We start from the raw sequence: 23,208 nt of genomic DNA on the forward strand, positions 1-23,208 counted from the left end.
AACCCGCTCGACTTGCATGTATTAGGCACGCCGCCAGCGTTCGTCCTGAGCCAGGATCAAACTCTCCATAAAAGTGGTCCGAAGACCGTTATGTTAGAGCTGATTGCTCAATTGTTCAAACGTTTGGCTTCATTGTTTTGCTGCTCGTTGTTCAGTTTTCAAGGAGCTCGTTTGTTTCTTCGTCGTTCTCTTCTTCAAGAGGCGACTTTTTTAATATACCACATTGTCATGCATCTTTGCAAGCATTATTTTTTAATTTCTTGCTTGCCTTGCTTCTTTTGCTCATCCGCTGTGTTTCTTGTCTCAGCGGCGAAAATTAATTTAACATATACAGACAGGATAAGTCAAGGGGTTCGACAATATTTAATTTGAATCCTTAAAAACCCCATAATGAATTTCCAGGGAAAACAGCTCTTCCTCCGCCGGAACGGCTACTTCCTTAATGATGGATTTGCGCGCCAGCTTGTTTAACATGAGGGGAATATTCGCCGTAGACATGCCCTTCAGGAAAGGATGTGCCAGCAGCTCCTGAACGCTTATGGGCTTCTCTGCCTCCTCCAGAATCCCGATCAGGAGGGCACAGCAATCTTCCATTTTGGACATGACGGAAAATTCGCAGGCCAAGAGAACCAGCTCCACACGCTGCTTCAAGGTTTCCGGGCTCTCCGTCAATTCCTCGTACAGCTTGTACACCTCGGGGTTGCGTCCGCGGATCTGCTGCCACATGGTGATTTCGGGAAGAACATCCTCTTCAATAAGCGTAATCCGTCCCCAATGATGAATGGCCCGCAGCAGGCTGCCGTAAGCATCCAATATCTCATCGGCGAAGATAAACTCCTTGCATTGCAGCGAGCGCTTCAGGAATAAGGAAAACTCGCTCAGAAGCTTCTGCTGTTTAAGCAGTGCGGGATACTTCAGGAAGGAGGCGCGGATACCCTCCAGATAGTCGTCCCGGTCCACCCAGATGTCTCCCTCTATAATCAGACGCGTAACCGCCCGGTCATCACGCATGGCCAGCAAGTGTTCAATGTGGCCTTTGGACAACCGCCGTTCCTGGATGCGAATACCGTCCTGAATATAGTGATACGTGGACGAAGCAGGGCTCTCATCCTCCAGTACGACAATCAGGAGCAGATCATTGCCCTCTGTCAGCACGGAAAAGCCGCTGGCATTCCATAAAGCCACAATTCCCAGCAAGCCGCGCAATTGTGAAAGACCGGCAACAAGCTGCTCTTTTTGAGTAAGGATCTGGGCGTTCATTCATGTGTTCCCCCATTCATGCAATCCGTCCGTATGCAACCGGCAAACCGCCAATGGCAAGCCGCACGCTTTTACACATGTTTATTCTACGCGGGATTAACCTTTTCCTCCTTAAGATCACATGTTCGCAAAATTTTTTCGTGATCCTGTTTCATTACAATAAAAAACGGGCCGAGGAAAATCCCCAGCCCGTACTAAACGGTAAAACAATAAGAATTATGGCCGTTTCTCCAGCGTCTCCTTAATCAGCGGCCAAATACTTGCTTTCTCCTGCCCGCGGCTCCAGGAGGCTACTCCCGCCAGATCATAGGTTTTTACCAGCTCTATCCGCTTCTTCATGGATACCTCATCCTCGATCCAGATCCTCACGGTGGTGCTGCTGTCTTCCTTGTACTCCACATAATTTTGGCCGGATGCCTCATCCAGGGTAGGCTTCAGCTTTTTCTCTGCCAGCAGCTTGTCAATCGATTCCATGCCAACAGCCTTGGAGGTGACGGTGGTTTTGCCGTCCTTGGTTTTCTCTGTCCAGATCCGGGTGTAATACGGTACGCCTAACAGCAGCTTGGAAGCAGGAACGTCGTCCTCCTTCATAATCTGTACAATCCCCTTCTCCACCCACGGCAGAGAGGCCACAGAGCCCGCTACAGGGCTTGATCCCCAGTGCTCGTCGTAGGTCATGACCATCATATAATCCACCGACTCCGCCAAGGCTCTGCGGTCCAGGAACAGGGAATAGGTTTCGGAGCCGTCCTTCACCGTTACATCCACCGATACCACTGCCCCCTGCTCATGCAAAAAGGGTGTAAGCTCACGGATAAATTGGACAAAAACGGCCTTGTCTTTGAGATAGACATTTTCGAAATCCACATTGATGCCCTGAAGCTTGTAAAGCTGGACGAAGGACACAATCTGGCGGATCATATTCATACGCTTGTCGTAGGTGGACAAGGCCTCTGACGTCCGTTTAGGATCAAAACCGTTGTTGAACAGCGCCCATACCTGCAAATTCTGGCTCCGCGCCCACTGCATAAAGGAGCTGTCCGCGGTTTGCTTGATGGTCCCGCTGCCGTCGGCCAGCATAAACCATTGAGGACTAATCACATTCAGACCCGGCATAGGTCCATACTTGGTGGGGTCGGGAGTTTTGTTATACACCTGCTGCCAGGTTAAATTGATTTTGCCGCCTACAGGCTTCCATGGCACATACGGGGTTTCCGGTTTGGCAGGCTCCGGCAGCACCTCCGGCTGCTCCAAGGTCAGGTCCTGCTTACGCATATAGCCGGTATAACCGTTTTCCAACTGGACGAAAAACCAGTCCTCCGCATCCTTCCAGATCATCACCCGCTCACCCTGGGGCACATCGGTATAAATATCCGCCTTTACCGTAGGTCCGGCCCGCAGTGCACGGGTTTCATCGGGTTTATCCCCTTTCTGCTTGGCGGAAGCCCATGCGATAGCGTCCCCCTTCTTATGAACGATGACAGCGCCCGTATCGGATGACTGCCTTAGCTCAATGGGGTACAGCTCCTTGAGAGGCTCGATGGGCACATATACGGTATCTCCTTCTTTTTCAACGGGAAATTGAAGCTTGAAGGGTTTCTCATTAATGGTGCCGGTTAACTGGCTGGTCTTCAGCCGGATCACTTTATTGGCCGTGGTAACAATAACGGACTGGCTCTCCGCTTCATAATGAATAGTAGGATCGATTATAGTCCGAATCAGCTCGAAAGGAAGCTTCAGCCCGTCACCGCTGCCTTTGGCGGACGGCTTAAGCTCCTCGCCTTTATAGAATACGGGATTGCCCGGCTCGTTGAAGGTATAGTCTCTATGCTGGCTGCTGGGCCAATATACATGCCAATAATAAGCGGCAGCACCGGCAAGCGCGGCGGCAAATAACAACAGCGCAAAGGTCCGGAGCAGTCCTCTGGCGGACAGACGTCTGGCGGATCTCAAAACGTTTCGGTCACATCCTTCCTATAATGGTTAACAAAAAAGACATGCCCCGCTTATTGGAAAAACAGCGGCATGTCTATTATACTACACGATCCGACAAAAAGAAGTCACACAAAATCAGTGTTTGGTAGGATTCGCACATTCCTTGCACAGCCCGTGAACCTCAAAACGGTGCCCGTGAACGACAAAACCTGTAGATGCCGCGGCCATTTCTTCGACTGCGGAGAGGGGGGGGTACATGAAGTCCACCATTTTGCCGCAATTCTCGCATTGGGCATGATAATGATGGTCCATATTGGCGTCAAACCGGCTGGAATCATCGCCATAGGTCAGCTCCATAACCAGACCGGCTTCAATAAACACCTTGAGGTTATTGTAGACCGTTGCGACACTCATGCTGGGAAAACGCTCTTCAAGCGCCTTGTAGATATCATCTGCTGTAGGATGAGCGGTAGAATCCAATAAAAAAGAAAGAATGGCATGCCGTTGGGGGGTCATCCGTACCCCGGTTGTTTTTAATTTATCCAGGGCCTGTTCAAAACGATAATTCATACTTTCACCACCTAACAAGTATTTGTCAAGAGTCATTACTATGTTAAACTCATTGTACGGGTGGCGAAAAGTGATTGTCAACGACGTTCACCAATCTGTAAAGCTATTGGACAGGCAAATTAGTCTAAACTGTTAACGTAAATTTTATTGTTCGTGTCAATTTTGATTTGATGCAGGCCAGTGCCTAATATTCCGGTGATTTTTTTGCCTTCTACAGTCAGAGGCAGGTTCGTGTTGATGGAGCCGTACGAGGTGGAGCCTTTGACTTGTACGTCGGCCATAGCGGGAATATGCAGCTCGATGGAGCTGGTGGTATTTTTGAGGGTGTAGTCCCCGCCAACTTTGCCGACAGTAATGGAGATGGTTCCATTAGTGGCATTGGCCTTAATGCCCGCCTCCGCATCCACCACCGTAATTTTGCCGTTCAGTGTCTCGATATCCGCATCCCCTTGAACCCGTTGCACCTTCACCGCTCCGTTGGTGGTATCCACCTCCAGCTTTCCGCCCACAGCCATAGCCGTCACGACTCCATTGGTTGTTTCCACCGAGGCATCTCCCCCGATATCCGAAACATCCACCGCTCCGTTGGTGGTATCTGCCGTGATGTTCCCGTCAATGTCCGCTACCGTAATCGCTCCGTTGGTGGTTCTCACAATCAACACTTCTTTTACCGGCACATGCTCCGCAATGACCTTGCCGTTCAGAAGCTTCAGGTGATAATCCGCCTTAATGGCCTCCGGTACCGTAACCTGCAAATTGACCCGAGGCTTACGCTTATTAGGGAACCCGCCTGTATACTCCTTGGCGTTGGTCATAATCTTGAAGGTGCTGCCCCCGGAATAATCAATGGTGGATTCCTCTGCAATCCGGGCAGCTTCCGTTTCATCCACTTTATCCACCCACACTACAGCCTGGATGATCATGTCCTTTACATCGCCGCCGCGGATTTCCACACTTCCGTTGGGATTCTCCAGTTCTATCCGCTCTACTCCCTTGGGGAGGGGAATGGCCTGCTCGGGTTTATTGAAGCTGTACCCGCTTTCGGAGGAAAAGGACAAATTCAGGGTACTGATATTGAAATTCAAATTCCCCAGCCAATCCTTGGGCAGACGGTCAGCCTGGGTGATCCCTACCACCACGGCCGAAATCAGCACGGACAAAACCAGGCCGCCCCAATCCAGCCGGAAGGACGTTTCTTTTTTGCGGTAGATAAAATTAAACAGCAGATATTCAACACCAAGCGTAATTAAGAGTACCGGCCACCAATCCAAGAGCAATGCCATATATCCGGTGCCCCGGGTTTGATCCAGCAAAAGGAGCAGGCCCACCGACAAAAGCAGAAGCGCCGCTGTATACCGTCCCACCTTCAGCATGATTCCATCTCCTTCCCATCCTTCACCTGTAACCGGTCCCGATCAATGACTTATCTTTTTTTGGACTCATTCAAAAACAGCAAAAGCCCCACACCGATCAGCAGCACCGCGCCTACATAAGACCCCATAATCTTGAACAGGTCCTCCAGCCAGGCCGGTTTGGCGGAAACCAGAAACAGCACCACGCCGATTCCCATGAAGCCAATCCCAAACACCCCGGCATGAATTTGCTTGCCCAGTGCATCGGTACCTGCAGGCGAAGGCGGAATATGCCCTGCACGTACAGCCTTGCGGTAGGCGTTCACCTGGTCAGTGGATTGCAGCGCGTCGAACAGACTATAGAAATACGTTACCGGAATTAAACAGCCCAGAACCACAACCAGCGGCAAATAGGTATTCCCGCTGAAGTTGTTGGCTTCCGTGGCGAACACCATGGCGGCAATGTTGAAAATAAACATCAGCATGATCAACAGGCCCTTTTGCATCAAGCCCAAATAAAAGTGCCCCGTGCCGGGGACAAAAAAGGAAAACAGCCCCGCAAGGAACTTCCGTTTCAAGGGCAGGTTCAAAAACGGGTCCATACCCGGATACCCCATGTTGGGATAACCAAAAGGCTCCTGTGCCTGCTTGCCCATTGGGATACCCTCGTCGAAATAAGTGCGTCCCCCGGTATACGCGGGTCCGCTTTGCTCTGGAAAATCCATGTTTTATCCTCCTCTTGATATGTATTCACCGTTTAATTGAAGCTTCCAAACCACTGGCCTACAACCTGAAAGGCTGTCCCCAGTCTGCTAAACACATGGATTTCCAATGAGGCTTGATTCAGCGCCACCACAACCTTTAATGCGCCGCTGGCCACAAACAGATACGTAGCGGCAGCTGCAACCATGATGTTCACGATTTCGGATCGCAGGATCATTCTCCGCTTTACCGGCACTGGCTGGACCGTTCCGGATGTCCGCTGTTCCACCTCCAGCCTGGCTATCAGCTTGGAGGTAAAATCGTCAGTGAGAGATTCCGCAGCAGCGCTGTCGAGAAGAAGCTCCAGCCTTTCCATGTCCCTTACGCGGCGGGAGCACAACGGGCAAACCTCCACATGTGCGGAAATATGCTGCTTTTGCTCAGGAATCAGCCTTTGCTTCCGGTACTGTTCGAGCTGTCCGTCGTTGGGATGCACTGTCTTCATGTTGATCCACCTCCAGCCATCGTTCTTTGAGAAGCTGCTTCCCCCGATACAGGCGGGTTTCTGCGGTTTTCACCGGGATTTGCAAAAGCAGGGCGACTTCCGACAAAGCCATTTGCCTGTAGTGGTAAAGCACCAGCACCTCCCGGTATTTGGGCGGTAACCCGGCCAGGATGCCCGCTACGGTTTGACGCTCCTCGGACCGTACAGCCTCCGCCTCAGGCTCCTCCCGAGAATCGGTGAACCATCCCTTCAGCGTTTCCAGCACCGTTGTAACGGGGCGCCTCTTCTTCATGCGGAGATGATCCCGCACCGTATTAAGGGTTAGGCCATAAAGCCAGGTGGTGAATCGGGCATCTCCCCGGAAGTCCGGCAGATGCCGGTACAGCTTCAGAAAAACCTCCTGAGCCAAGTCCTCAGCCGTTTCCCGGATCTCCACCCGGCAGCGGATAAATTGGAAAACGCCGTTTTTGTGGCGGTCCACCAAAGCGGCGAAGGCGTCCATGCTGCCCTGACGGACCCGCTCAATCAGTTGTTCATCCGTCAGCTGCTCCATGCACTCACCTTCCCCTGCCGCGGCCATGTTTTTTACATCATTCTATTAGACGCCGGATTTCCGGCAATCCCTTCATTAAATCAAATTTTTTTAAAAAAAGTGTTTTCTTTCCGGGGGCTCCCCCAAAAGTAATCGGAATAAGCTTCGAAGCATTTGCTTCACTTTTGGGGGAATCGCTTACGCTCCGTATTCCACATACACTCCGGTAATAAACTTCAGCTCCCGGATTTCATCCGCAAGAAGCAGCGCCTTCATGCCCTTGGGCAGCTTGACGGACATGGTGACCCGCAGATCCACTTCATTTTCGTTGCGGTCATCTTCCTCCGTGGACAAGCGGATGATTACCACACCCTGCCGCTCCAGAAGAGATGAAATCTCATTAAGAACCCCATGTGTGCGGGTCGCATGGATTTTCAGCAGATAAACCCGCTTGGAGCTGAAGAACCGCTTTTCTACCGCATTCAGCATCCACAGACTGAGAAGCACCATAATAGTGCTGAGGATCGCCGGAAAATAAAATCCTGCGCCTGCAGCCAAACCAATGGCGGCAACCACCCACAAGGAAGCGGCCGTGGTCAGACCGGTGATGGAAAGCCCGTTGCGCAGGATAGTGCCCGCACCCAAAAAACCAATCCCGCTGATGACTTGCGCCGCCAATCTGGCCGGGTCCATATTGACGCCGGGCTGCTTGGCGAATTCGGGAAAGCCGTGGGCGGACAGCAGCATGATTAATGCCGATCCGAGGCATACCAGAATATGAGTGCGGAAGCCTGCAGCACTGCTGTTGCGCTCCCGTTCGAAACCTATAAGCCCGCCCAGTATAAGGGCGAGCATCAGCCGTCCGGCCATGTAAATCGGATCAAGATGCCAGGGACTCATGGCGCTTCAGCTCCTGTTCGCAGATGGTTTGCATTTCATTGTAAAGCTATATTATAGCAAGGGGGACCGGGAATAAAAACAGACCGGCAATTTTTTTGTTGCTCACAGTCCAAAAGTAGCCTACACTCTAGTTTAAAGGTTTCAATTAATCAGATTTCCACGAATGGAGTGTGCCATTTAACGTGACCAATCATATAGAGCGCCGCCAAGAAGTGCTGGTTTTTGCCGCCGAAACGGCCTTTCATCTGCCCCGCCTGGAAAGCGGCTTCTGGTTTCACCGGGATATGCGGGACAACCTGTATTATGCCATGCATCTGTACGCTGCAAGCACAGATCCGGAAGTAACCGTATCTTTTCCCAAGGATCAGGGAGCCCGGCTTGGCGAAGAAATACTGCTCTTAGTGCTGAAGCTTCAAATAAAAGAGCCAGATGCTCCTATGTACGGGCATTGGCCGCTGAATCTGGGGAATGACCCCTTTTCGGCGTCCCCCCATACCTTGCCCGTCGAGCTGTTGGGTTCGCTGATTGCCTGGTATCATCATTCCTTCGGGGCGAGAATGGGCATTGAGCTGCGGAGCGCCTTCGAGGAAGCTATGCGGCATGCCTATATGGGGGATTATTACCGGAAGCCGGTAGAATATTTTAACCACCATGAATCCAAATACATCGCCCAACAGATCATTTGGGGCGAGCTGTTTCGGGATGAGGCATTGGCGGCGGAAGGACAGGCCAATTTGCGTCTGCTGCTGGAAACCATCCAAGCTAATGGTATGAGGGAATACAGTGCTATGCCCTGGTTTTGGCATTGGGTCCAGTCCTTCTCCTGTGCCCGTGCGCTAGCCAAGGATGCGGATACGCTTCAGCTTCTCCATAATATGCTTGATTACCTGTGGGAAGTGCGGTCCCTTACTTACCTGAAGGGAGCATGGGCCGGCCCCCACTCCCGCGGTTTGGGCCATGATATCCCGGCTGACCGCAACACGCTGCTGGATTATGTGGAATATGGGGACTTTCCTTTGCCTGATTCCATTGCGCGCCTTGAGGCAGCGGGGATTTTGCCTGCATCGCCCTCTACGAAGGAAATCACCTTTGAAGCAGCAGCCAGAACCGATGTGCGGGAGGTGCGGCGCCTGATTCCGATTCATCCGCAAAATCTGGCGGAGGGCTGCTTGCACAGCTATACATTTATGACTCCGGACTTCGCTGTAGGCGGTGTGTGGGAACGTGCGACGGAGTTTGATAACGAGCAGCACCGTTGGGACGTGACCCTGCCCGCAAACCGGGACGGAAGCGTTAATAAGGCGTATTTTTTCCGGCCCGGCAACGGGTTTTCCGAAGGGGATTATCGGCATGAGGGCGGTCTGTCCCAGGTACTGTTACACCGCAATGCGGCAGTGTCCTTGTTTGCACCGTCTGAGGAGCCCGTGAAAGCGGAGCTGATCCTTGGTGTGCTGCCAAAAGGGGATTGGCTGTTCGGCGACCGGCAGATGGCCGGATTGGTGGGGGATGTGTATCTGGTGGTGCATATTATGAATCCTTATACCTGTGTGGAAAATGAAGAGCGGGGCTGCATCGAAGTCAGGTCCGAAGGCGGCGCAAACGGCGTGGCTGTGGAGGCCTTTACCGCCGGGACCGCATCAGCCCGCGGATGGGGCAGCTTGACCGAGGTGGCTGCCGCGGCAAGCAGCCAAGCGCAAGAGGGGCTGTTCAGCAGCATGGACGGAGTCCTTCAATTTACCGGCAAAACACTTGCAGACGGCACGGAGCTCCGGCTGGATATCTCAACGGGCGGGTCCGTAAAGCTGCGGACCATCAATGAAAGCCCGGTGTCCTTCGAGGGGTACACAGTGGCTTTATAGGCTGCCGCCGGCATCTCCGGGCGCTGCCTGTACGGCGGGCTTCGCGACCATCTCGTTCAGCGTAAGCCCGCCGATGGCGGGATGCTGCCGGATGGTCTCAAAGCCAAAGCGGCCGTACAGGGCCATAGCCGGCTCATTGATGGACACCGCCAACACGGCGGTGTCCAGCCCATCGGCGGCGGCAAGCTCCAGCACACGGCGCAGCAGGGCCGATGCAATGCCGCGGCGGAACATGCCCGGCTGGACCATCATGCGGCAGATATGCAGCCGCTCCGGCCCGGGCGGAGCCGCCAGCAGAGAGGGCTGCTCCCGCTTCAGTGAAACCGCGCCGGCCAGCCCTTCCTCCGTGAAGAAACCATAATAGACCTCTCCCGAAGCCCGCACGGACTGCGGGGATTGCAAAAGAGGCGGAATGTCGGCCAGGCCGACCAATTCCGCCTCTTTGTTGTATGCAGCCGCCTGAAGGGCAAGGAGCTCCAGCATCTCTTGGGTATTGTCCAAATCGATAAGCCGGACCATGTGTCTTCACTCCTGTCAGCTGTTGCTTAATACCTCAAGAATAAGCTTGTTGGCCAAAGCCGGGTTAGCCTTGCCCTTGGAGGCCTTCATTACCTGGCCTACCAGGAAGCCGATGGCCTTTTCCTTGCCGGCCTTGAAATCCGCCACGGATTGAGGATTGTCCGCCACGACCTGCTCAACGATGGATTTAATAGCCCCTTCGTCGCTGATTTGGACCAGCCCTTGCTCCTCTACGATCTTTTCCGGATCCTTGCCGGTTTCCAGCATGCCCTTGAAGACGGTTTTGGCGATTTTGCCGCTGATGGTTCCCTTTTCAATCAGGGAAATCATGCTTCCGAGGCTTTTTCCCGTTACCTTCGTTTGGGCAGGGTCCAATCCGTTGGCGTTCAGGTAACCCAGCAGGTCGCCCATAATCCAGTTGACGGCTGCTTTGGCATCGGTGGTGTATTGGAGACTTTCCTCAAAAAGATCAGCCAAGCTCTTGGAGGCGGTAATGACCTCGGCATCGTAGCCGGACAGTCCCAGCTCTGCCGTATAACGGGCCTTCCGGGAATCCGGAAGCTCGGGAATGCTGCCGCGGACACGGTCCTTCCACGCATCGTCAATATGCAGGGTCACCAAATCCGGGTCCGGGAAATACCGGTAATCATGGGCCTCCTCCTTGCTCCGCATGGAGAAGGTTTTGCCTTGGGCGTCATCATAACGCCGGGTTTCCTGAACGATTTTGCCGCCGGAACGGAGCACCTCCGCCTGACGGATTTCCTCGTATTCCAGCCCCTTCTGCACACCGCGGAAGGAGTTCATGTTCTTCAATTCTGCTTTGGTGCCGAACTGCTCCTGGCCGTAAGGGCGAAGGCTTACGTTGGCGTCGCAGCGCAGGGAGCCCTCCTCCATCTTCACGTCGGACACTTCGCAATACTGCATAATAGTGCGGATTTTCTCCAGATAAGCTCTGGCTTCCTCCGGGGAGCGCAGGTCCGGCTCGGAGACGATCTCAATCAGAGGAGTCCCCCCCCGGTTAATATCGACGAGAGAGGCATAACCGCCGTCCACGTGATTCAGCTTGCAGGCATCCTCCTCCAGGTGAACCCGGGTAATGCCGATGCGCTTTTCCACACCGTTCACTTCAATATCGATATACCCGTGTTCGCCGATGGGCTTGTCAAATTGCGAAATCTGATAGGCCTTGGGCAGGTCGGGATAAAAATAATTCTTCCGGTCGAATTTGCTGACAGAGGCGATCTGGCAGTTCAAGGCCATTGCCGCCTTCATGGCATACTCCACCGCCTGGCGGTTCAGCACCGGCAGCACGCCGGGATGTCCCAGGCAGACGGGGCAGGTGCGGGTATTGGGCTCGGCGCCGAAGGAGGTGGCGCAGCCGCAGAAAATCTTGGTTGCGGTATGCAGCTCCACATGGACCTCAAGGCCAATGACGGTTTCATACCGGGTTGCGGATGTGGTGGTCATACGGTTGCCTCCTTGATGTCGGCGGCCAGGGAAGGACGCAGGGTATGGTAAGCGGTGTTCTGCTCAAAGGCATGGGCTGCACGCAATACGGTTGCTTCATCCAGCGCCTTGCCGATAATCTGCAGGCCTACCGGCAAACCGCCGCTGTGGCCGCAGGGAATGCTGATGGCGGGAATGCCAGCCAGGTTCACCGGAATGGTGAGAATATCGTTGAGATACATGGTCAGCGGGTCGTCCACCTGTGCCCCGATGGGGAAAGCGGTGGTCGGAGCCGTAGGCCCGATAATTACATCATAATTTTGGAACACCTTCTCAAAATCCTGGCGAATCAGGGTCCGGACCTTCTGCGCCTTCAGGTAGAAGGCGTCATAATAGCCGGAGCTCAATGCGTAGGTGCCCAGCATAATCCGGCGTTTCACCTCGGCGCCAAAGCCTTGGCTGCGGGATTTTTTGTACAGGTCCAGCAGGTTCTCGGCATTCTCGGCGCGGACGCCGTAGCGGACACCGTCATAACGGGCCAGGTTGGAGGAGGCCTCCGAGGAAGCCAGGAGATAATAAGTAGCGACGGCATATTCCGTATGGGGCAGGGATACCTCTTCCCATACGGCGCCTAAGCTCTCGTAAACCTTGAGGGCAGCCAGCACCGATTCCTTCACGGCCGGATCAACACCGGCTCCCAGATATTCCTTGGGAACCGCAATGCGCAATCCCTTCACATCACCCGTAAGAGCAGAAATGTAGTCGGGAATCTCCACGTTCAGAGAGGTGGAATCCTGCCCGTCATGTCCCGCAATGGCCTGGAGCACGTAGGCGGCGTCCTCCACATTTTTGGTCAATGGACCGATTTGATCCAGGGAAGAGGCAAAGGCCACCAGACCATAACGGGATACCAGGCCGTAGGTAGGCTTTAATCCCACAATGCCGCAATAGGAGGCCGGCTGCCGGATGGAACCGCCGGTATCGGAGCCCAGGGAGAAATAAACCTCGCCTGCGGCTACAGCAGCTGCCGAACCGCCGCTGGAGCCGCCGGGTACATAGGCTGTATTCCAAGGGTTATAGGTGGGATGGAACCCGGAGTTTTCGTTGGAGCCGCCCATGGCGAACTCGTCCATGTTGGTTTTGCCCACCAGTACAGCTTGGGCGTTCTTCAGCTTGGACACGGCCGTCGAATCATAGATAGACTGGTAGTTGGCCAGGAATTTGCTGGCGCAGGTGGTCAGTGTACCCACCGCGGTCATGTTGTCCTTAATGCCTGCGGGCAGACCAAACAGCAGTCCCCGGTCGCCGCCGTTCTTCAGCTGCTTGTCCAGCACGGCAGCCTGTGCCCGGGCATCCTCCTCATATAGATGAAGAAAAGCGGAAACCTGGGGCTCCACATGGGCAATCCGCTGGTAAGAGGCGTCCACCAGATCAGTGACGGACAATTCCCCGCCCGTTAGCTTGTCATGCACTTCCTGCAATCGCAAATCAAACAATGACACGTGTAACCCTCCTAAGGGCTTTCTGTAAAGAAAGCCTGCATCGTAAGCATCAACTGTTTTCGCGGGAGCGAAAACTGGCATCGTAAGCATAAGCTAGGGCTTTCTGTAAAGAAAGCCTGCATCGTAAGCATAAGCTGCATTAAACCTCCGCTAATTTCGCGGAGCGGAAATTCTCCTTATTCCAAAACCGCCGGAACCTTGAATTGGCCGTCCTCTTCCTCCGGCGCGTTCAGCATAGCGACCTCTACGGGAATCGAAGGCTTCACTGTGTCCTCCCGCATGACGTTAAAAAGAGGCACCGCATGGCTGGTCGGCTCCACACCCTCCGTATCCAGGGCATTCAGCTGCTCTGCATACTTCAGGATGGCGTTCAGCTGGCCGGCATACACGTCCTTCTCCTCCTCAGTCAGCTCCAATCTGGCCAAAGCGGCGACATGCTCCACATCTTTTACAGTTATGCTCATCACTGCACCCCATTTTTCTCCAAAATACTTCATTCCATTATAGCCTACCGGAAAAATGAACTCAATTGCCGATTTCCAAAACTTCCGCCAGCCCCATGCTTACCTTAGTTAAGCCTCTTCCCAGTCTCCACCAGTATGGTCCATTCTAACGGCGGCCAGCGCCGCTATTTGCCACAAAAACGGCTTTTCCTATTTCTAACGGCGCCAGAAGACGCTATTTCCCCCAAACCACCCCATTTTGCCTCCCGTCAGCTCAAATAAAGGCTCCTGCCTCCGTTAGAATTCCAGCACCGCCATTTTCGGCATAATAACGGCTTCTGTGTCCGTTAGATTTTCAGTCCTAGCTCCGAGTCCTCTACCAGTTGCCCACCCCCCCAGCCGAAAAATAAAAAGCCGCCCCCATCTCCGGGAACGGCTCAACCCATCAAACAATCTTAAATCCAGGCCTTCAGCCCCACCTGGCGGATAAAATCCTCTCTGCTGATGACTTCCTTGTTGCTATCGCCATCTGCAGGGGGATTCTCCTCAGGGTCACCGTTCATCAGCCGGCGGAATAACGCTTCATTATGAGTAGCCAACGCAAAATCGATCAGCGCCTCCCGCTCAATCCGCTCCGCCTCCTGGGAAAGCAGCAGTTCCTCGGTCTCTATATCACTGCCCGTCACGAAAAAATGCTTATTCGTTTTGGGCACGCGAACCACATATTCGAATACATTATCCGGATTCCGGTCATACGCAATGATGTATCCGTGCTCTCCAATAGGCAGGTTTTGTTCAAAGCTGTCGGCGACAATAAATACCTTTTGACCCAATGGCAGCATACCGACTCCTCCTTTGCCTGGCCCGGATTAACCGCGCACAGTCTAGTAGCCTATGAATTTGCTTCTTATGTTACTAGAAAAATCCGGTTGTGTCCAATTGAAAGATTCGCACAAAAAAAGCGCCGCTTCCGTAAGGAGGGCGCTTGCTCTACTCCTATGTGCGCCGCCCTGTTCTGCGGACGGTGAAATAATACACAATTAAAGGAAGCGGGGCGTGGATTAGTCCCCAAAGCCCCCATAACCAAGGGAAACGGCCTCTTTTGCGGGCATCGATAAAAAGATACAGCGCTTGTGCGATCAGAATCGGCAATGCGAGTATAATAGCCCAAACTTGTGCATCCGTCATCCTTCCCTCACCCTTTCCTTTTCTTTTTCCTTATAGGCCAGGATAGCCGGGAGTAAAAAGCCTGCCCCATACAACACCATAAACAGCATCGGCATCTTAAACAGCATAAGCCCCATTACACCAAGGAGTGAGCAGGCGGCAGCCAAAAAAAGCAGCAAATCTCCCACGAACCGTTTGCGCAGCATACGCCGCTGCTCTTCCAGCCGCGCAGCGAAGGCAGCGGAGTCCGGCTCGGTTATGGAAACCGTCCGTTCCAATGCATCCAGACCGGAGCGCAGGAGCTCCGCCAGCTGCTGCTCCTCCTTCTCCGCAGAAAGATTTTCGTCCTTATTCATGCTTCCAGCTCCTTTCGCAAGGCCCTTACTCCGTTATGGACCCTGGACTTCACCGTACCTGCGGGAATCCCGAGAATTTCCCCGATTTCCTCGTAGGCATATCCGTAATAATGCTTCAATATAACAGACACACGATGCTCCTCATCCAGTGCGGCAAGGGCCTCCCAAATTTCCGTACCGGTTTCCTCCATCTGCTGCGCCTGCCACTTCAGCTTACGTACGGCTTGCTCCTGCTCCAGCAGAAACCGTTCCCTTTTTTGCTTGCGGGTATAATCGATGAATAACCGGGAGGCGATGGTCATCATCCAGGTGGAAAATCGGGATTTCCCGTTGTACAGCCGGATTTTCTCCATGCAGCGAAGCATGGTTTCCTGCGCCAGATCCTCCGCCAGATAAGGCTGCAGGGTGATTTTAACCAGATATTTAACCAAAAAGGTATAGTGAGTCTGAAGCAGGATTTGCATTGCTTGTTTGTCTCCGCGCCCGGCCTGCTCAATGAGCCTGCTTTCCTCGCCGTCCTGCAAGAATATCACCTGCTTTCTTGAACCCGCGGTAATTCGACTATAATACGACTGCCGGACAGAAATCGTTCATGCCGCCCATCAATAAAAACAGCCCACTCCCAGTTTTGAACGGTGATCCGCAACAGAGCCACTTTTGTCAAAGTGTCCCTCCTTGCGGGTCACAGTCCAGTTTAACTGGCGGCGGGCTGCCTCGAAGCTTACAGCACCAGCTCGGCACTGCTTTTTACCGTCCAATATACAGGCTTTAATACATTGTACATCCGGGGATACCGGACCTCAATAATCATCACAACACCGGGCCGGTTCAAGGTCACGGCATAGTTATAAGCAGGCTGCTCGTACCGGTACGGAAAAGTTTGTTCCGTCCCGATCACCTCCAGTGCCAGCACCGATACCTGCCCCTGCAGGAACGTATCCGGCAAGGGCACCAGCCCTTCATCCAGCCGTAGATTCTCCCGCAGGTACAGAAGGGCCGTCTCCCTGGCCGCATCCTTGTCCAGATCCACCCTACCCTGCGCCAGCAGCGTCTTGTCCACGGCTTGGGCTCCCGCATGGGCAGCCCGGTTAACCCCGTGCTTCAGATCAAAATACTGGTGCATGGCTAATTCCTCATCGGCCTGCAGCGCAAACAATGCCATGCAAAACGCAACCAGCAAAATAAACAGCAGAAGCTTGTTCATGGCACATATTCGCTCATTTTCATCCCAACCGCTCCCATCCGGTCCGAGCTTCCCGGGGAGCTGATTCCAAGAAGCCGGTCGACGCCGAACAGGTTGCCGTAGGGATAGGTAATCACCAGGCGCAGGCCCTCCCCCCGGGGAAGAGGACGGTCCGGGTCCATCGGGTCCCGTCCGGATTGGGCCGTTACCGTATAAGTCAGCTCATCCCGGTTAAACCCCACTTGGACCAGCCGTTCCCGGGAGGCCTCCAGCATGCTGCCGTCAATATACCCGTAGGCGCCGCTGGCACCCACCTCCAGGAGATAATCCGTTTCCTTCTGCAGCATGGCTTGGCGGAGAATAAGAATATGGCGGTAAACAGGGGAAAACATCAGCCACACCAGCATCAGCGAAAACAGCAGAAACACCAATATTTGCTTCATCGTATCAAGGGTTCAGCCGTTCGATAACGGGATGAACCCTGCCCCCTCCATCCCGCACCCGGCTTTCCATACCGTCAGGGCCTCCAATGGATGCCTGGTAGATTAGTACAATTACCGCTGTCAGCAGCAGCACAACCAGCAGTTCCTTCATAACACGACCCCTTCCCCTCTGCTCATCACGGCGATATCAAGGAGGTGATCTGCGAGTTAATGGACGAACCCTTGCCCTCAATTACGGCCTTGGTGCCGGTAGACGGCGCGGTGATTACTGTGGTGAACATCACCACAACCACGATTAACAACATAACGGTCATCAAAATATTGCGCATGAAAAATCCTCTCCATTCATTACGGGTATATGGTCTTAATTCAAACCCTGAAACAAACGCTGCCCTTCCTGAACCCAAGGGTATATAAAAATTTGAAAGGTATACATGATGGGAAGGGCCGCAATGACGAACAGCGCATATGAAGCGGATTCCTTGCGGCTGTCCCGCAGAAGCTCCAAACGCTCCTTGCAGTCATCCACCCGCCGTCTGAGCAAATTGTAATAGGCTTCATTGTCGTACAGCCTTAAATAATTCAGCGTTTCGGCAAAGCCGTATCCCTCCTCCGTCCCCAACCGGAGCCGGAAGTGTTCGATAGCCGTTTCCGCATCCTGATACCACTCATTAAGCAAAAGCTGCCAATCCTGCCTGATCAGACGGGTATACGTCATGCAGCGCATCAGCTTCCCGTGCAGGGGAAGAGGAGAAGCGGCAAAGTACAGAAGCTGCCGGGAAACGGCGTAAATCTCCTCCATAATAAAATTGGCTCTCCGCTTCTGTAATTGCTCCAGAAACGGGCGGTCCAGCCACAGACAGAACAGCAGTCCGGCCAGCACAGCCATAACCGCGTAGGGGGATATACTCAAGAGCTGTGCCACCACATCCCGCAAAAACCACACCGCCAGCAAAAGCAGGAGAGTAGCCCCCAACGCCGCCCTTCTTCCCAAACGGTACCATACCGGATGTATCCGCAAGCCCGCAGCCGCCAACAGCTGCCTCCGCTCCGCATCCCGTTCATTCCCGTCCCGTCCCGGCCTAATCCCCAGCAGCAGGGCTAGCCAATCCGGGGGATCAGATTGAGGTCCGCTCCCCGAACGGGCGCGGAAGCGCATAACCCGGGCAGGTCTGGATATCCCTTTCAGTAAATACAGGAGGGCAGCATAGCAGGTGCATGCCAGCAGCATAAGCAGCCCCGCCAGCACACCATACATCGTAAGCTGTTCCATTCCATGTCCCCCTCCTTACACACGCCTGATGGACAAATAAATCCCCATCAAAAGCGAGCCGAACATCAGCACAACCGCATTAAGGAGCATGTTTTTGCCCTCGGAGCTGTAAAAGTAAAAGCGGACAGAATTTTCATAGTTGAGCTTCAGGTTTACACCCATAAACAGCGCCAGAAAAAATGCGGGTGAAAAGCTGGCCAGCCGGATCTCCAATAGACGGTTCCGGGCACGCTGATCAAAAAGCTGGGCCCGGCGCATATCATCGATGAGCTCCTTCAAGCCCGAGGCCATATTCAAGCCCTCCTGCAGACCCAGCCGCATCAGATTGGCGAAATAATGGGCCCAGATATGTCCATGCTCCAGCTCAAAAATACGCAGAGCATCCTCCGGCTCCCTGCCTGCCGAAAGATTCCGCTGCAGCTGCTGGAAGCTGGGCTTCACGGAATAGGCCAGCCGGTCCTCGGCAATTACAGCCTGCAGCACATTGCGGAGATTGGGATGCTCCGTCAGCAAAAGCTGCTGGTAAAACACCTCGGCGGCAGGTAAAAACTGCAGCCGGGTGCGGAGTTGCCGGGAAAGCAGCTTAATCCTGAGTACCAGGTATGGTGCAATTCCGCAGACCGGCCCCAACACCGCCACTCCTTTCAGACTCTGGAAGAAAAACACGCCCAGAATGATCCCAGTCAATAACAGAAGCAAACAACAGGTGACAAATGCGCTTACAGACGGGAAGAAGCGGGTCACCTCCATCATGTCCTGAAGATGCCGACGGAAGGGGAGCCGGTGGAAGAACCGTTCTGCGGCAATTTTTTCTTTGCCGGAGGACAGCCGCGAACGGGCGGCATGCCGGTTTCCTACAACCAGCGCAAGACGCCGCAGCGTAATGAACAGCAGCATAAACAATAAGAGTGAAAGCGAACCCTGCAGGCTGGTCAGAAGCACCGGTTCATTCCTCCCTTCTCCCGGAGCCGCTCCAGCTTGGCATACCCCTCCGGGTCGGCCTGCCGGATTCGCTCCCTGGACCGTTGGGACAGCCCAAGCGGGTACTGCCAACTCCCGGCAGCGGGATCGTACCGGACCCAATCGCTGACCGTAACAGCCCCTTCGGCAAAGGAAAACTCACCGATACGGGTAATCCGGCGTTTCCCGTTAACCAACGCCATCTCGATTCCGATCTGGGTGACATATTGGGCAATCCGCCGGACCAGCCTGGCCGGCTCCATAGCCCGGTTCTCCATCAGGCACATATCCGCTATGGCGTCCGGCGCATCCTCCAGGGCACTGGCATGGACGGTGGTCATGCTGCCCTCATGGCCCCGGGTGCAGGCCCGGACATACAGAGCGGCATCCTGATCCCGGATTTCCGCATGGATGATCCGTTTGGGGGATTGCCGGAGAGCCAGCTTAAACGCCTGTGCGCCGTCATGCCGGGGATCATCCTCGTTGATTTCGTATTCCACACAATTCTTTTGCGGAAAGTCCCGCTTGATCCGCAGCTCGTACCGGGATTCGATGGTTACCAGCCGCTCATGGTCGGGCATCTCCCGGATCAGCGCCTTGATAAGGGTGGTTTTGCCCGAATTGGTGGAGCCGGTAATCACCAGATTGAAGGAGGCCCGCACCAATATCCGCATTAGCTCCGCCACCTCCTCCGGGAGTGTTCCGGTTTCAGGCCGGGACAATTCCTCCAGGTCGAACAGGGCTTGGGAATAAAACCGGATAGTCAGCGTAGGAGACGAGGTAAAGCCCATGCCCGTCATGGTGACCCGCGCCCCGTCCAGCAGGGTGACCTCCGCCCATTTTTTGCGGACATGGAGGGAGTCGCCGTTAAACAACACCAGATTCTGCTGCAGACGCTCCAGCTCCTTGGCAGATTGAAGCTTCACCGGCGATAGGGCGGGGTTTCCCTGCCGCACCTCAAATATCTGCTCGCCGATGACCTGAATCTCCTCCAGCCCGGACCTGTGGCGAAGCACCGTGTCCAGGACATTCCACCCGATCACCTCCGCAAAAGCAGCCTCGGCGAGGCTGGTGTACCGGGTGGAGGGCGGCGGCGGGCGGTGGATTCTTTTCTTGGCCAAAAGATCCACAATCATGCCCATAATAGCCCGGCGGGCAGGCTCGTAGCCGATGACAGCCCTGTTCAGGGTATCCGTGTAGATCCGGCGCTCCTCCTCCGTTTTCCCCCGGGGGGCCGCCAGCTCCTTGCGGATCTCGTCCATCAACACCCGGAACCAGCTGTCCTCCCCTTCCTGGCCGGGAGACCCGCCTCCGCTCCTGCGGCTTTTTTCCTCCTCCAGTTGGCGTCGTTTGTCCGCATAGGAGAGGACTGAAAACCGTTGTTCCATATTAACCTCCTTATAGGGAACCGCAGCATGGGCTGCAGTCTCATATTCATTGGTTCCTGCGTGGGGTCCGCCCTCCCAGGAAAAGCCGGCTTTGCCGTCCGAGCAAAGCCCATATCCCTTCCCCAGAAGCCGGCTCCTTGGGGGAGACCCCCAGCTCAGCGCACAGGGACAGAAGCGCCTGGGTAATCCCATCATTGCCGCCGATATATTCAGCCAGCCTGCCCTGGCCCAGCAGCCGCCTGAGCTCCGGGTCCGCCTTCACCACAGCCGCAAGACGCATGCCCGTTTCCTTGGCCGCATCCTGCGGGGTCAGGCCGTCGCTGCGGTTATGCTGTGTGACCGCCAGCAGGAACTGTTCGGAGCTCACACCGAACATGGGGGCCATCTGCTTTAGGCCACGGTTTACGTCCTCCTGGAAATGCCCCAGCTCCGTGGATGTGACCAGAATACGTTCATCCGCCTGCATCAGCGCTGCAAGCGTGGCGGCGTTATCCCAATAGGCATTGACTTCCACCACACATCGCGGAAAACACTGCGTGGCGATGTCCAGCAGATGGCTGATATCCTCCGGCTGAAAAAACTCCGCCTGCTCCCGCTGGAGCGAGCCAAACAGAACGTGAACACCTGGTACTCCCTTAACCTGTACCATGCGGGACTTCAGGAAACCGGGGGTCAATCCCCCGGAGCGCATTTCCGCCCGGATCTGGTCCACCCCGGGTGGGCAAGGATCTAAACCCGCATAATGGTGCAGCTTTGAGCTTTTCAAATTCAGGCATAGATGCCCCACCGGTTCGCCTGACAGCCGGGCCAGCAGGACCGCAGTGCCAAAGGCCACTACCGTGGTCCCGATATTGGGGGTGGAGCCGGTAAACACAATCAGCTTCCCGTTTCCGTTCATGGCTTCTCTCCTCCTTCCTCCTCCGGCTTGGATGCGGACAGGAAGGCGATTACCAGCTTGTTCTGCTTCGTTCCGCAGGCTTCGTCGATCACGCGCCATTGGTCCTCGGTCAGGTTCAAATTCAGCTGCTCCGCCTTACCATTGGCATCCCTACGGGAGGTATACAGCTTCTCCTTGTCGTTATTCACCTTGGCGATAATGCTCGGCTCCTTGGGATCATCCACCTCCGTATTGGCGGAGGACTTGATGGAGGCCACCGTTACCGCCTCCTCCAGCAGGCGGACCGTGCCGCTTTTGCCGGTAGCATAAACCGCCACCTGGTCCCCCGCCCGGATTCCTCCCGGAATGGACAGCACATATTCCTTGGGGACGGGAAAGGTGGCTTGTCCGGGAGCGGGCAGCAGGGAAAACCGGTCTATCTTCCAATCCAGGATTGGCTCACGTGTTCCCAGGGGAACCAGCGCCCATTTGCCCACAGCGGACTCCACCGTCTCGAGCATGCCTGGACGCAGCCCGCTTTTGACAACGGTGACCAGCTCCAGCATCCCTGCCTCCAGCCGGGTTCCGGCGGGAATAAAATCCTTCGGGGCTACAATGCGCACCGTTTGCTGCAGCTCCACCTGCCGGATTAAAATCATGTACACACCGTAGACCAACAGCACTGCCAGCAATCCCGCCACAAGGCTGTAGCCTAAATTTCTTCTTCTGGTCAACGCTCCCTCTCCTTTATGCCGGACGAAAAAAAGGACGCAAACCGGGGAAATTCCCAAGTTTGCGTCCTTCGCAAAACTAATGATCCGTTTATTCAAGTGAGGTTATCTTATCAGACATGCCCGGAATACGTCAAGTAAATATTTACAGTATTACCGGATAAAGCTTCCGCCGTATAGGTAGCGGTATGCCCAGGTTTTCCCCTCGATGGTGTCGATGCGCACTCCGCCGGATTCGGGCGAATAGGTATGCAGCATCTGGCCGTCGCCCAGGTAGATGGCCACATGGGTCACTTCCTCGGTCATGGGATTGACATTGGCATAGTCCGAGGCTTTGGAGCCGGCGTAGGACATAAAGAACATCAGATCGCCGCGTTTGAGATTCTTCCAATCCATCTCAATTCCGCCCAGCTCCTGGACGTATGCAGCCTGACCGCGGGAGTCGGCAGGAATGGCAGTGCGGTCACATTCCAGAAGGCCTGCAGCACAAAGTCAGAGCAGTCAAAGGTGGTAATGTCAAACCGGGTGGAGCCGAACTCATAAGGCGTGCCCATATACTTCATGCCTTCAGCGATAAAGGCTTCAATCAGGTCCGACTTGCTCAGCTTCATTTTGTAGACGTTGGTATTCAGCTTTATGTATTTGGTGCCGGCGCTGGCATACCCCTCGACACCTGCGGCATCTCTGACTTTAAACCAGCTGTCATTGGCCTTCTCCAGAACCAGCAGCTCTTCGCCCTTCGTGAGCATACGGACAACATCGCCTGAGGTGGAAGGGGCTTTTCTCATATTCACACCGTAAATGACTTCTGCGTTACTGGTGATCTCTATGTATTTGTCACTGGCGGAGACAAAACCTTGTTGGCCGTTCTGATCCTCAATCCGGTACCAGTAGGGGTTTATTTCATCCAGGACCTTAACTGTTTCGTTTTTCTTGAGCAGCCGGTAGAGCGTACTTGAGGTTGAAGGCTGGGACCGGAAGCTGACGCCAGCGATTACCTTGCCCTTCGTGGGGACCTCGTCCTCGGCGGCTGCTGCGGTGAGGGGAAGAAGCATAATGAGGAAGGTGACGGCAAGAAGCAGAGACAGGGTGCGTTTCATCATGTGGAACCCTCCATTAGGTATAATGTCGAAGTCATCGAAAGAGCACTCTTCCGGCCGAAAGAGTGCCCCTGAGGGTATCTTCTGTTCGGCAGCTGGCAGGCATTCCGCTTAAGCGGGGCAGCCCCTGTAGCTTTGCGTCACCGGCTTTCGCCGGGTTTGCCTTTATCGGAAAACCGGGTCGTCGATGTCTTCGTAATCCCAT

General features: G+C 54.4%; 28 protein-coding genes, 1 rRNA gene and 1 riboswitch. Of the genes, 1 reads left to right on the forward strand and 28 read right to left on the reverse strand.

Annotation, left to right across the window (positions count from 1 at the left end; genetic code table 11):
* From ACI1P1_RS25945 to ACI1P1_RS25985, 9 genes are all read right to left on the reverse strand, one after another.
* Window positions 1–72, reverse strand: a 16S ribosomal RNA gene (locus ACI1P1_RS25945); the annotation flags it as partial.
* A 291-nt stretch (window positions 73–363) separates the two neighbouring features.
* Window positions 364–1,260 carry a nucleotidyltransferase-like protein gene (locus tag ACI1P1_RS25950; RefSeq protein WP_416219414.1) on the reverse strand — a complete coding sequence of 299 codons (897 nt, stop codon included), beginning with the start codon at window positions 1,258–1,260 and terminating at the stop codon, window positions 364–366.
* Window positions 1,261–1,476: 216 nt separating this feature from the next.
* Complete coding sequence (locus tag ACI1P1_RS25955) at window positions 1,477–3,213, reverse strand: glycosyl hydrolase family 18 protein (protein ID WP_416219415.1); 1,737 nt, start codon at window positions 3,211–3,213, stop codon at window positions 1,477–1,479.
* Between the two features lie 117 nt (window positions 3,214–3,330).
* Complete coding sequence (locus ACI1P1_RS25960) at window positions 3,331–3,765, reverse strand: Fur family transcriptional regulator (RefSeq protein ID WP_113022442.1); 435 nt, start codon at window positions 3,763–3,765, stop codon at window positions 3,331–3,333.
* 119 nt (window positions 3,766–3,884) lie between these two features.
* On the reverse strand, window positions 3,885–5,138 hold the full coding sequence (locus ACI1P1_RS25965) for a DUF4097 family beta strand repeat-containing protein (RefSeq protein ID WP_416219416.1): 1,254 nt from the start codon (window positions 5,136–5,138) through the stop codon (window positions 3,885–3,887).
* 50 nt (window positions 5,139–5,188) lie between these two features.
* Complete coding sequence (locus tag ACI1P1_RS25970) at window positions 5,189–5,842, reverse strand: hypothetical protein (RefSeq protein WP_416219417.1); 654 nt, start codon at window positions 5,840–5,842, stop codon at window positions 5,189–5,191.
* A 32-nt stretch (window positions 5,843–5,874) separates the two neighbouring features.
* A complete protein-coding gene (locus ACI1P1_RS25975) occupies window positions 5,875–6,324 on the reverse strand; it encodes a cupin domain-containing protein (protein WP_416219418.1) in 450 nt (149 codons plus the stop codon).
* Entirely contained in the window at window positions 6,260–6,877 is a 618-nt protein-coding gene (locus tag ACI1P1_RS25980; RefSeq protein WP_416219419.1) for an RNA polymerase sigma factor, read from the reverse strand. The genes ACI1P1_RS25975 and ACI1P1_RS25980 overlap by 65 nt, the downstream gene beginning before the upstream one ends.
* A 177-nt stretch (window positions 6,878–7,054) precedes the next feature.
* Complete coding sequence (locus ACI1P1_RS25985; protein ID WP_416219421.1) at window positions 7,055–7,756, reverse strand: MgtC/SapB family protein; 702 nt, start codon at window positions 7,754–7,756, stop codon at window positions 7,055–7,057.
* A 182-nt stretch (window positions 7,757–7,938) separates the two neighbouring features.
* On the opposite strand from ACI1P1_RS25985, the gene ACI1P1_RS25990 reads away from it, so the two are divergent.
* Entirely contained in the window at window positions 7,939–9,615 is a 1,677-nt protein-coding gene (locus ACI1P1_RS25990; RefSeq protein WP_416219422.1) for a hypothetical protein, read from the forward strand.
* Here the strand turns inward: ACI1P1_RS25990 and ACI1P1_RS25995 are convergent.
* From ACI1P1_RS25995 to ACI1P1_RS26085, 19 genes are all read right to left on the reverse strand, one after another.
* Window positions 9,610–10,134, reverse strand: coding sequence for a GNAT family N-acetyltransferase (locus tag ACI1P1_RS25995; protein ID WP_416219423.1), 525 nt, complete (start codon window positions 10,132–10,134; stop codon window positions 9,610–9,612). The two genes, ACI1P1_RS25990 and ACI1P1_RS25995, sit on opposite strands and share 6 nt — an antisense overlap.
* 15 nt (window positions 10,135–10,149) lie before the next feature.
* On the reverse strand, window positions 10,150–11,601 hold the full coding sequence (gatB, locus tag ACI1P1_RS26000) for an Asp-tRNA(Asn)/Glu-tRNA(Gln) amidotransferase subunit GatB (RefSeq protein ID WP_416219424.1): 1,452 nt from the start codon (window positions 11,599–11,601) through the stop codon (window positions 10,150–10,152).
* Window positions 11,598–13,082, reverse strand: a complete 1,485-nt coding sequence (gatA, locus tag ACI1P1_RS26005) for an Asp-tRNA(Asn)/Glu-tRNA(Gln) amidotransferase subunit GatA (protein WP_416219426.1) — start codon at window positions 13,080–13,082, stop codon at window positions 11,598–11,600. Before gatA ends, gatB begins: the two co-directional genes overlap by 4 nt.
* Window positions 13,083–13,258: 176 nt before the next feature.
* Window positions 13,259–13,546 (reverse strand): Asp-tRNA(Asn)/Glu-tRNA(Gln) amidotransferase subunit GatC, encoded by a 288-nt coding sequence (gatC, locus tag ACI1P1_RS26010; RefSeq protein WP_416219427.1) that lies wholly within the window; start codon window positions 13,544–13,546, stop codon window positions 13,259–13,261.
* 434 nt (window positions 13,547–13,980) lie between these two features.
* A complete protein-coding gene (locus ACI1P1_RS26015; RefSeq protein WP_416219428.1) occupies window positions 13,981–14,367 on the reverse strand; it encodes an ATPase in 387 nt (128 codons plus the stop codon).
* 154 nt (window positions 14,368–14,521) lie between these two features.
* Window positions 14,522–14,713 (reverse strand): transcriptional regulator, encoded by a 192-nt coding sequence (locus ACI1P1_RS26020; protein WP_416219429.1) that lies wholly within the window; start codon window positions 14,711–14,713, stop codon window positions 14,522–14,524.
* Window positions 14,710–15,048 (reverse strand): YxlC family protein, encoded by a 339-nt coding sequence (locus ACI1P1_RS26025; protein ID WP_416219430.1) that lies wholly within the window; start codon window positions 15,046–15,048, stop codon window positions 14,710–14,712. Before ACI1P1_RS26025 ends, ACI1P1_RS26020 begins: the two co-directional genes overlap by 4 nt.
* Window positions 15,045–15,581 carry an RNA polymerase sigma factor SigY gene (gene sigY / locus ACI1P1_RS26030; protein WP_416219432.1) on the reverse strand — a complete coding sequence of 179 codons (537 nt, stop codon included), beginning with the start codon at window positions 15,579–15,581 and terminating at the stop codon, window positions 15,045–15,047. The genes ACI1P1_RS26025 and sigY overlap by 4 nt, the downstream gene beginning before the upstream one ends.
* A gap of 188 nt (window positions 15,582–15,769) precedes the next feature.
* Window positions 15,770–16,252 (reverse strand): hypothetical protein, encoded by a 483-nt coding sequence (locus tag ACI1P1_RS26035; protein ID WP_416219433.1) that lies wholly within the window; start codon window positions 16,250–16,252, stop codon window positions 15,770–15,772.
* A complete protein-coding gene (locus ACI1P1_RS26040) occupies window positions 16,249–16,674 on the reverse strand; it encodes a hypothetical protein (protein WP_416219434.1) in 426 nt (141 codons plus the stop codon). The genes ACI1P1_RS26035 and ACI1P1_RS26040 overlap by 4 nt, the downstream gene beginning before the upstream one ends.
* Window positions 16,675–16,678: 4 nt before the next feature.
* Window positions 16,679–16,825 (reverse strand): hypothetical protein, encoded by a 147-nt coding sequence (locus ACI1P1_RS26045; protein WP_416219435.1) that lies wholly within the window; start codon window positions 16,823–16,825, stop codon window positions 16,679–16,681.
* Between the two features lie 25 nt (window positions 16,826–16,850).
* On the reverse strand, window positions 16,851–17,003 hold the full coding sequence (locus ACI1P1_RS26050; protein WP_416219436.1) for a hypothetical protein: 153 nt from the start codon (window positions 17,001–17,003) through the stop codon (window positions 16,851–16,853).
* 35 nt (window positions 17,004–17,038) lie between these two features.
* Window positions 17,039–17,947 carry a hypothetical protein gene (locus tag ACI1P1_RS26055; protein ID WP_416219437.1) on the reverse strand — a complete coding sequence of 303 codons (909 nt, stop codon included), beginning with the start codon at window positions 17,945–17,947 and terminating at the stop codon, window positions 17,039–17,041.
* Between the two features lie 15 nt (window positions 17,948–17,962).
* Window positions 17,963–18,889, reverse strand: coding sequence for a type II secretion system F family protein (locus ACI1P1_RS26060; RefSeq protein WP_416219438.1), 927 nt, complete (start codon window positions 18,887–18,889; stop codon window positions 17,963–17,965).
* Window positions 18,880–20,295, reverse strand: coding sequence for an ATPase, T2SS/T4P/T4SS family (locus tag ACI1P1_RS26065; RefSeq protein WP_416219439.1), 1,416 nt, complete (start codon window positions 20,293–20,295; stop codon window positions 18,880–18,882). The genes ACI1P1_RS26060 and ACI1P1_RS26065 overlap by 10 nt, the downstream gene beginning before the upstream one ends.
* A gap of 46 nt (window positions 20,296–20,341) precedes the next feature.
* A complete protein-coding gene (locus ACI1P1_RS26070) occupies window positions 20,342–21,193 on the reverse strand; it encodes an AAA family ATPase (RefSeq protein WP_416219440.1) in 852 nt (283 codons plus the stop codon).
* Window positions 21,190–21,906 carry a CpaB family protein gene (locus ACI1P1_RS26075; protein WP_416219441.1) on the reverse strand — a complete coding sequence of 239 codons (717 nt, stop codon included), beginning with the start codon at window positions 21,904–21,906 and terminating at the stop codon, window positions 21,190–21,192. The genes ACI1P1_RS26070 and ACI1P1_RS26075 overlap by 4 nt, the downstream gene beginning before the upstream one ends.
* 150 nt (window positions 21,907–22,056) lie before the next feature.
* A complete protein-coding gene (locus ACI1P1_RS26080; RefSeq protein ID WP_416219442.1) occupies window positions 22,057–22,299 on the reverse strand; it encodes an NlpC/P60 family protein in 243 nt (80 codons plus the stop codon).
* Window positions 22,266–23,006 (reverse strand): SH3 domain-containing protein, encoded by a 741-nt coding sequence (locus ACI1P1_RS26085; protein ID WP_416219443.1) that lies wholly within the window; start codon window positions 23,004–23,006, stop codon window positions 22,266–22,268. Before ACI1P1_RS26085 ends, ACI1P1_RS26080 begins: the two co-directional genes overlap by 34 nt.
* A gap of 84 nt (window positions 23,007–23,090) precedes the next feature.
* Window positions 23,091–23,177, reverse strand: a riboswitch (cyclic di-GMP riboswitch).
* Window positions 23,178–23,208: the final 31 nt, after the last annotated feature.

This window comes from Paenibacillus mesotrionivorans (assembly GCF_046098205.1).
GTDB lineage: Bacteria > Bacillota > Bacilli > Paenibacillales > NBRC-103111 > Paenibacillus_AR > Paenibacillus_AR mesotrionivorans.

Coding starts and splice junctions, on each gene's coding strand:
- ACI1P1_RS25950 (WP_416219414.1), bottom strand. CDS start 1,260: ATGAACGCCCAGATCCTTACTCAAAAAGAGCAGCTTGTTGCCGGTCTT.
- ACI1P1_RS25960 (WP_113022442.1), bottom strand. CDS start 3,765: ATGAATTATCGTTTTGAACAGGCCCTGGATAAATTAAAAACAACCGGG.
- ACI1P1_RS25965 (WP_416219416.1), bottom strand. CDS start 5,138: ATGCTGAAGGTGGGACGGTATACAGCGGCGCTTCTGCTTTTGTCGGTG.
- ACI1P1_RS25970 (WP_416219417.1), bottom strand. CDS start 5,842: ATGGATTTTCCAGAGCAAAGCGGACCCGCGTATACCGGGGGACGCACT.
- ACI1P1_RS25975 (WP_416219418.1), bottom strand. CDS start 6,324: ATGAAGACAGTGCATCCCAACGACGGACAGCTCGAACAGTACCGGAAG.
- ACI1P1_RS25980 (WP_416219419.1), bottom strand. CDS start 6,877: ATGGAGCAGCTGACGGATGAACAACTGATTGAGCGGGTCCGTCAGGGC.
- ACI1P1_RS25985 (WP_416219421.1), bottom strand. CDS start 7,756: ATGAGTCCCTGGCATCTTGATCCGATTTACATGGCCGGACGGCTGATG.
- ACI1P1_RS25995 (WP_416219423.1), bottom strand. CDS start 10,134: ATGGTCCGGCTTATCGATTTGGACAATACCCAAGAGATGCTGGAGCTC.
- gatB (WP_416219424.1), bottom strand. CDS start 11,601: ATGACCACCACATCCGCAACCCGGTATGAAACCGTCATTGGCCTTGAG.
- gatC (WP_416219427.1), bottom strand. CDS start 13,546: ATGAGCATAACTGTAAAAGATGTGGAGCATGTCGCCGCTTTGGCCAGA.
- ACI1P1_RS26015 (WP_416219428.1), bottom strand. CDS start 14,367: ATGCTGCCATTGGGTCAAAAGGTATTTATTGTCGCCGACAGCTTTGAA.
- ACI1P1_RS26020 (WP_416219429.1), bottom strand. CDS start 14,713: ATGACGGATGCACAAGTTTGGGCTATTATACTCGCATTGCCGATTCTG.
- ACI1P1_RS26025 (WP_416219430.1), bottom strand. CDS start 15,048: ATGAATAAGGACGAAAATCTTTCTGCGGAGAAGGAGGAGCAGCAGCTG.
- ACI1P1_RS26035 (WP_416219433.1), bottom strand. CDS start 16,252: ATGAACAAGCTTCTGCTGTTTATTTTGCTGGTTGCGTTTTGCATGGCA.
- ACI1P1_RS26040 (WP_416219434.1), bottom strand. CDS start 16,674: ATGAAGCAAATATTGGTGTTTCTGCTGTTTTCGCTGATGCTGGTGTGG.
- ACI1P1_RS26045 (WP_416219435.1), bottom strand. CDS start 16,825: ATGAAGGAACTGCTGGTTGTGCTGCTGCTGACAGCGGTAATTGTACTA.
- ACI1P1_RS26050 (WP_416219436.1), bottom strand. CDS start 17,003: ATGCGCAATATTTTGATGACCGTTATGTTGTTAATCGTGGTTGTGGTG.
- ACI1P1_RS26055 (WP_416219437.1), bottom strand. CDS start 17,947: ATGGAACAGCTTACGATGTATGGTGTGCTGGCGGGGCTGCTTATGCTG.
- ACI1P1_RS26065 (WP_416219439.1), bottom strand. CDS start 20,295: ATGGAACAACGGTTTTCAGTCCTCTCCTATGCGGACAAACGACGCCAA.
- ACI1P1_RS26070 (WP_416219440.1), bottom strand. CDS start 21,193: ATGAACGGAAACGGGAAGCTGATTGTGTTTACCGGCTCCACCCCCAAT.
- ACI1P1_RS26080 (WP_416219442.1), bottom strand. CDS start 22,299: ATGGATTGGAAGAATCTCAAACGCGGCGATCTGATGTTCTTTATGTCC.
- ACI1P1_RS26085 (WP_416219443.1), bottom strand. CDS start 23,006: ATGATGAAACGCACCCTGTCTCTGCTTCTTGCCGTCACCTTCCTCATT.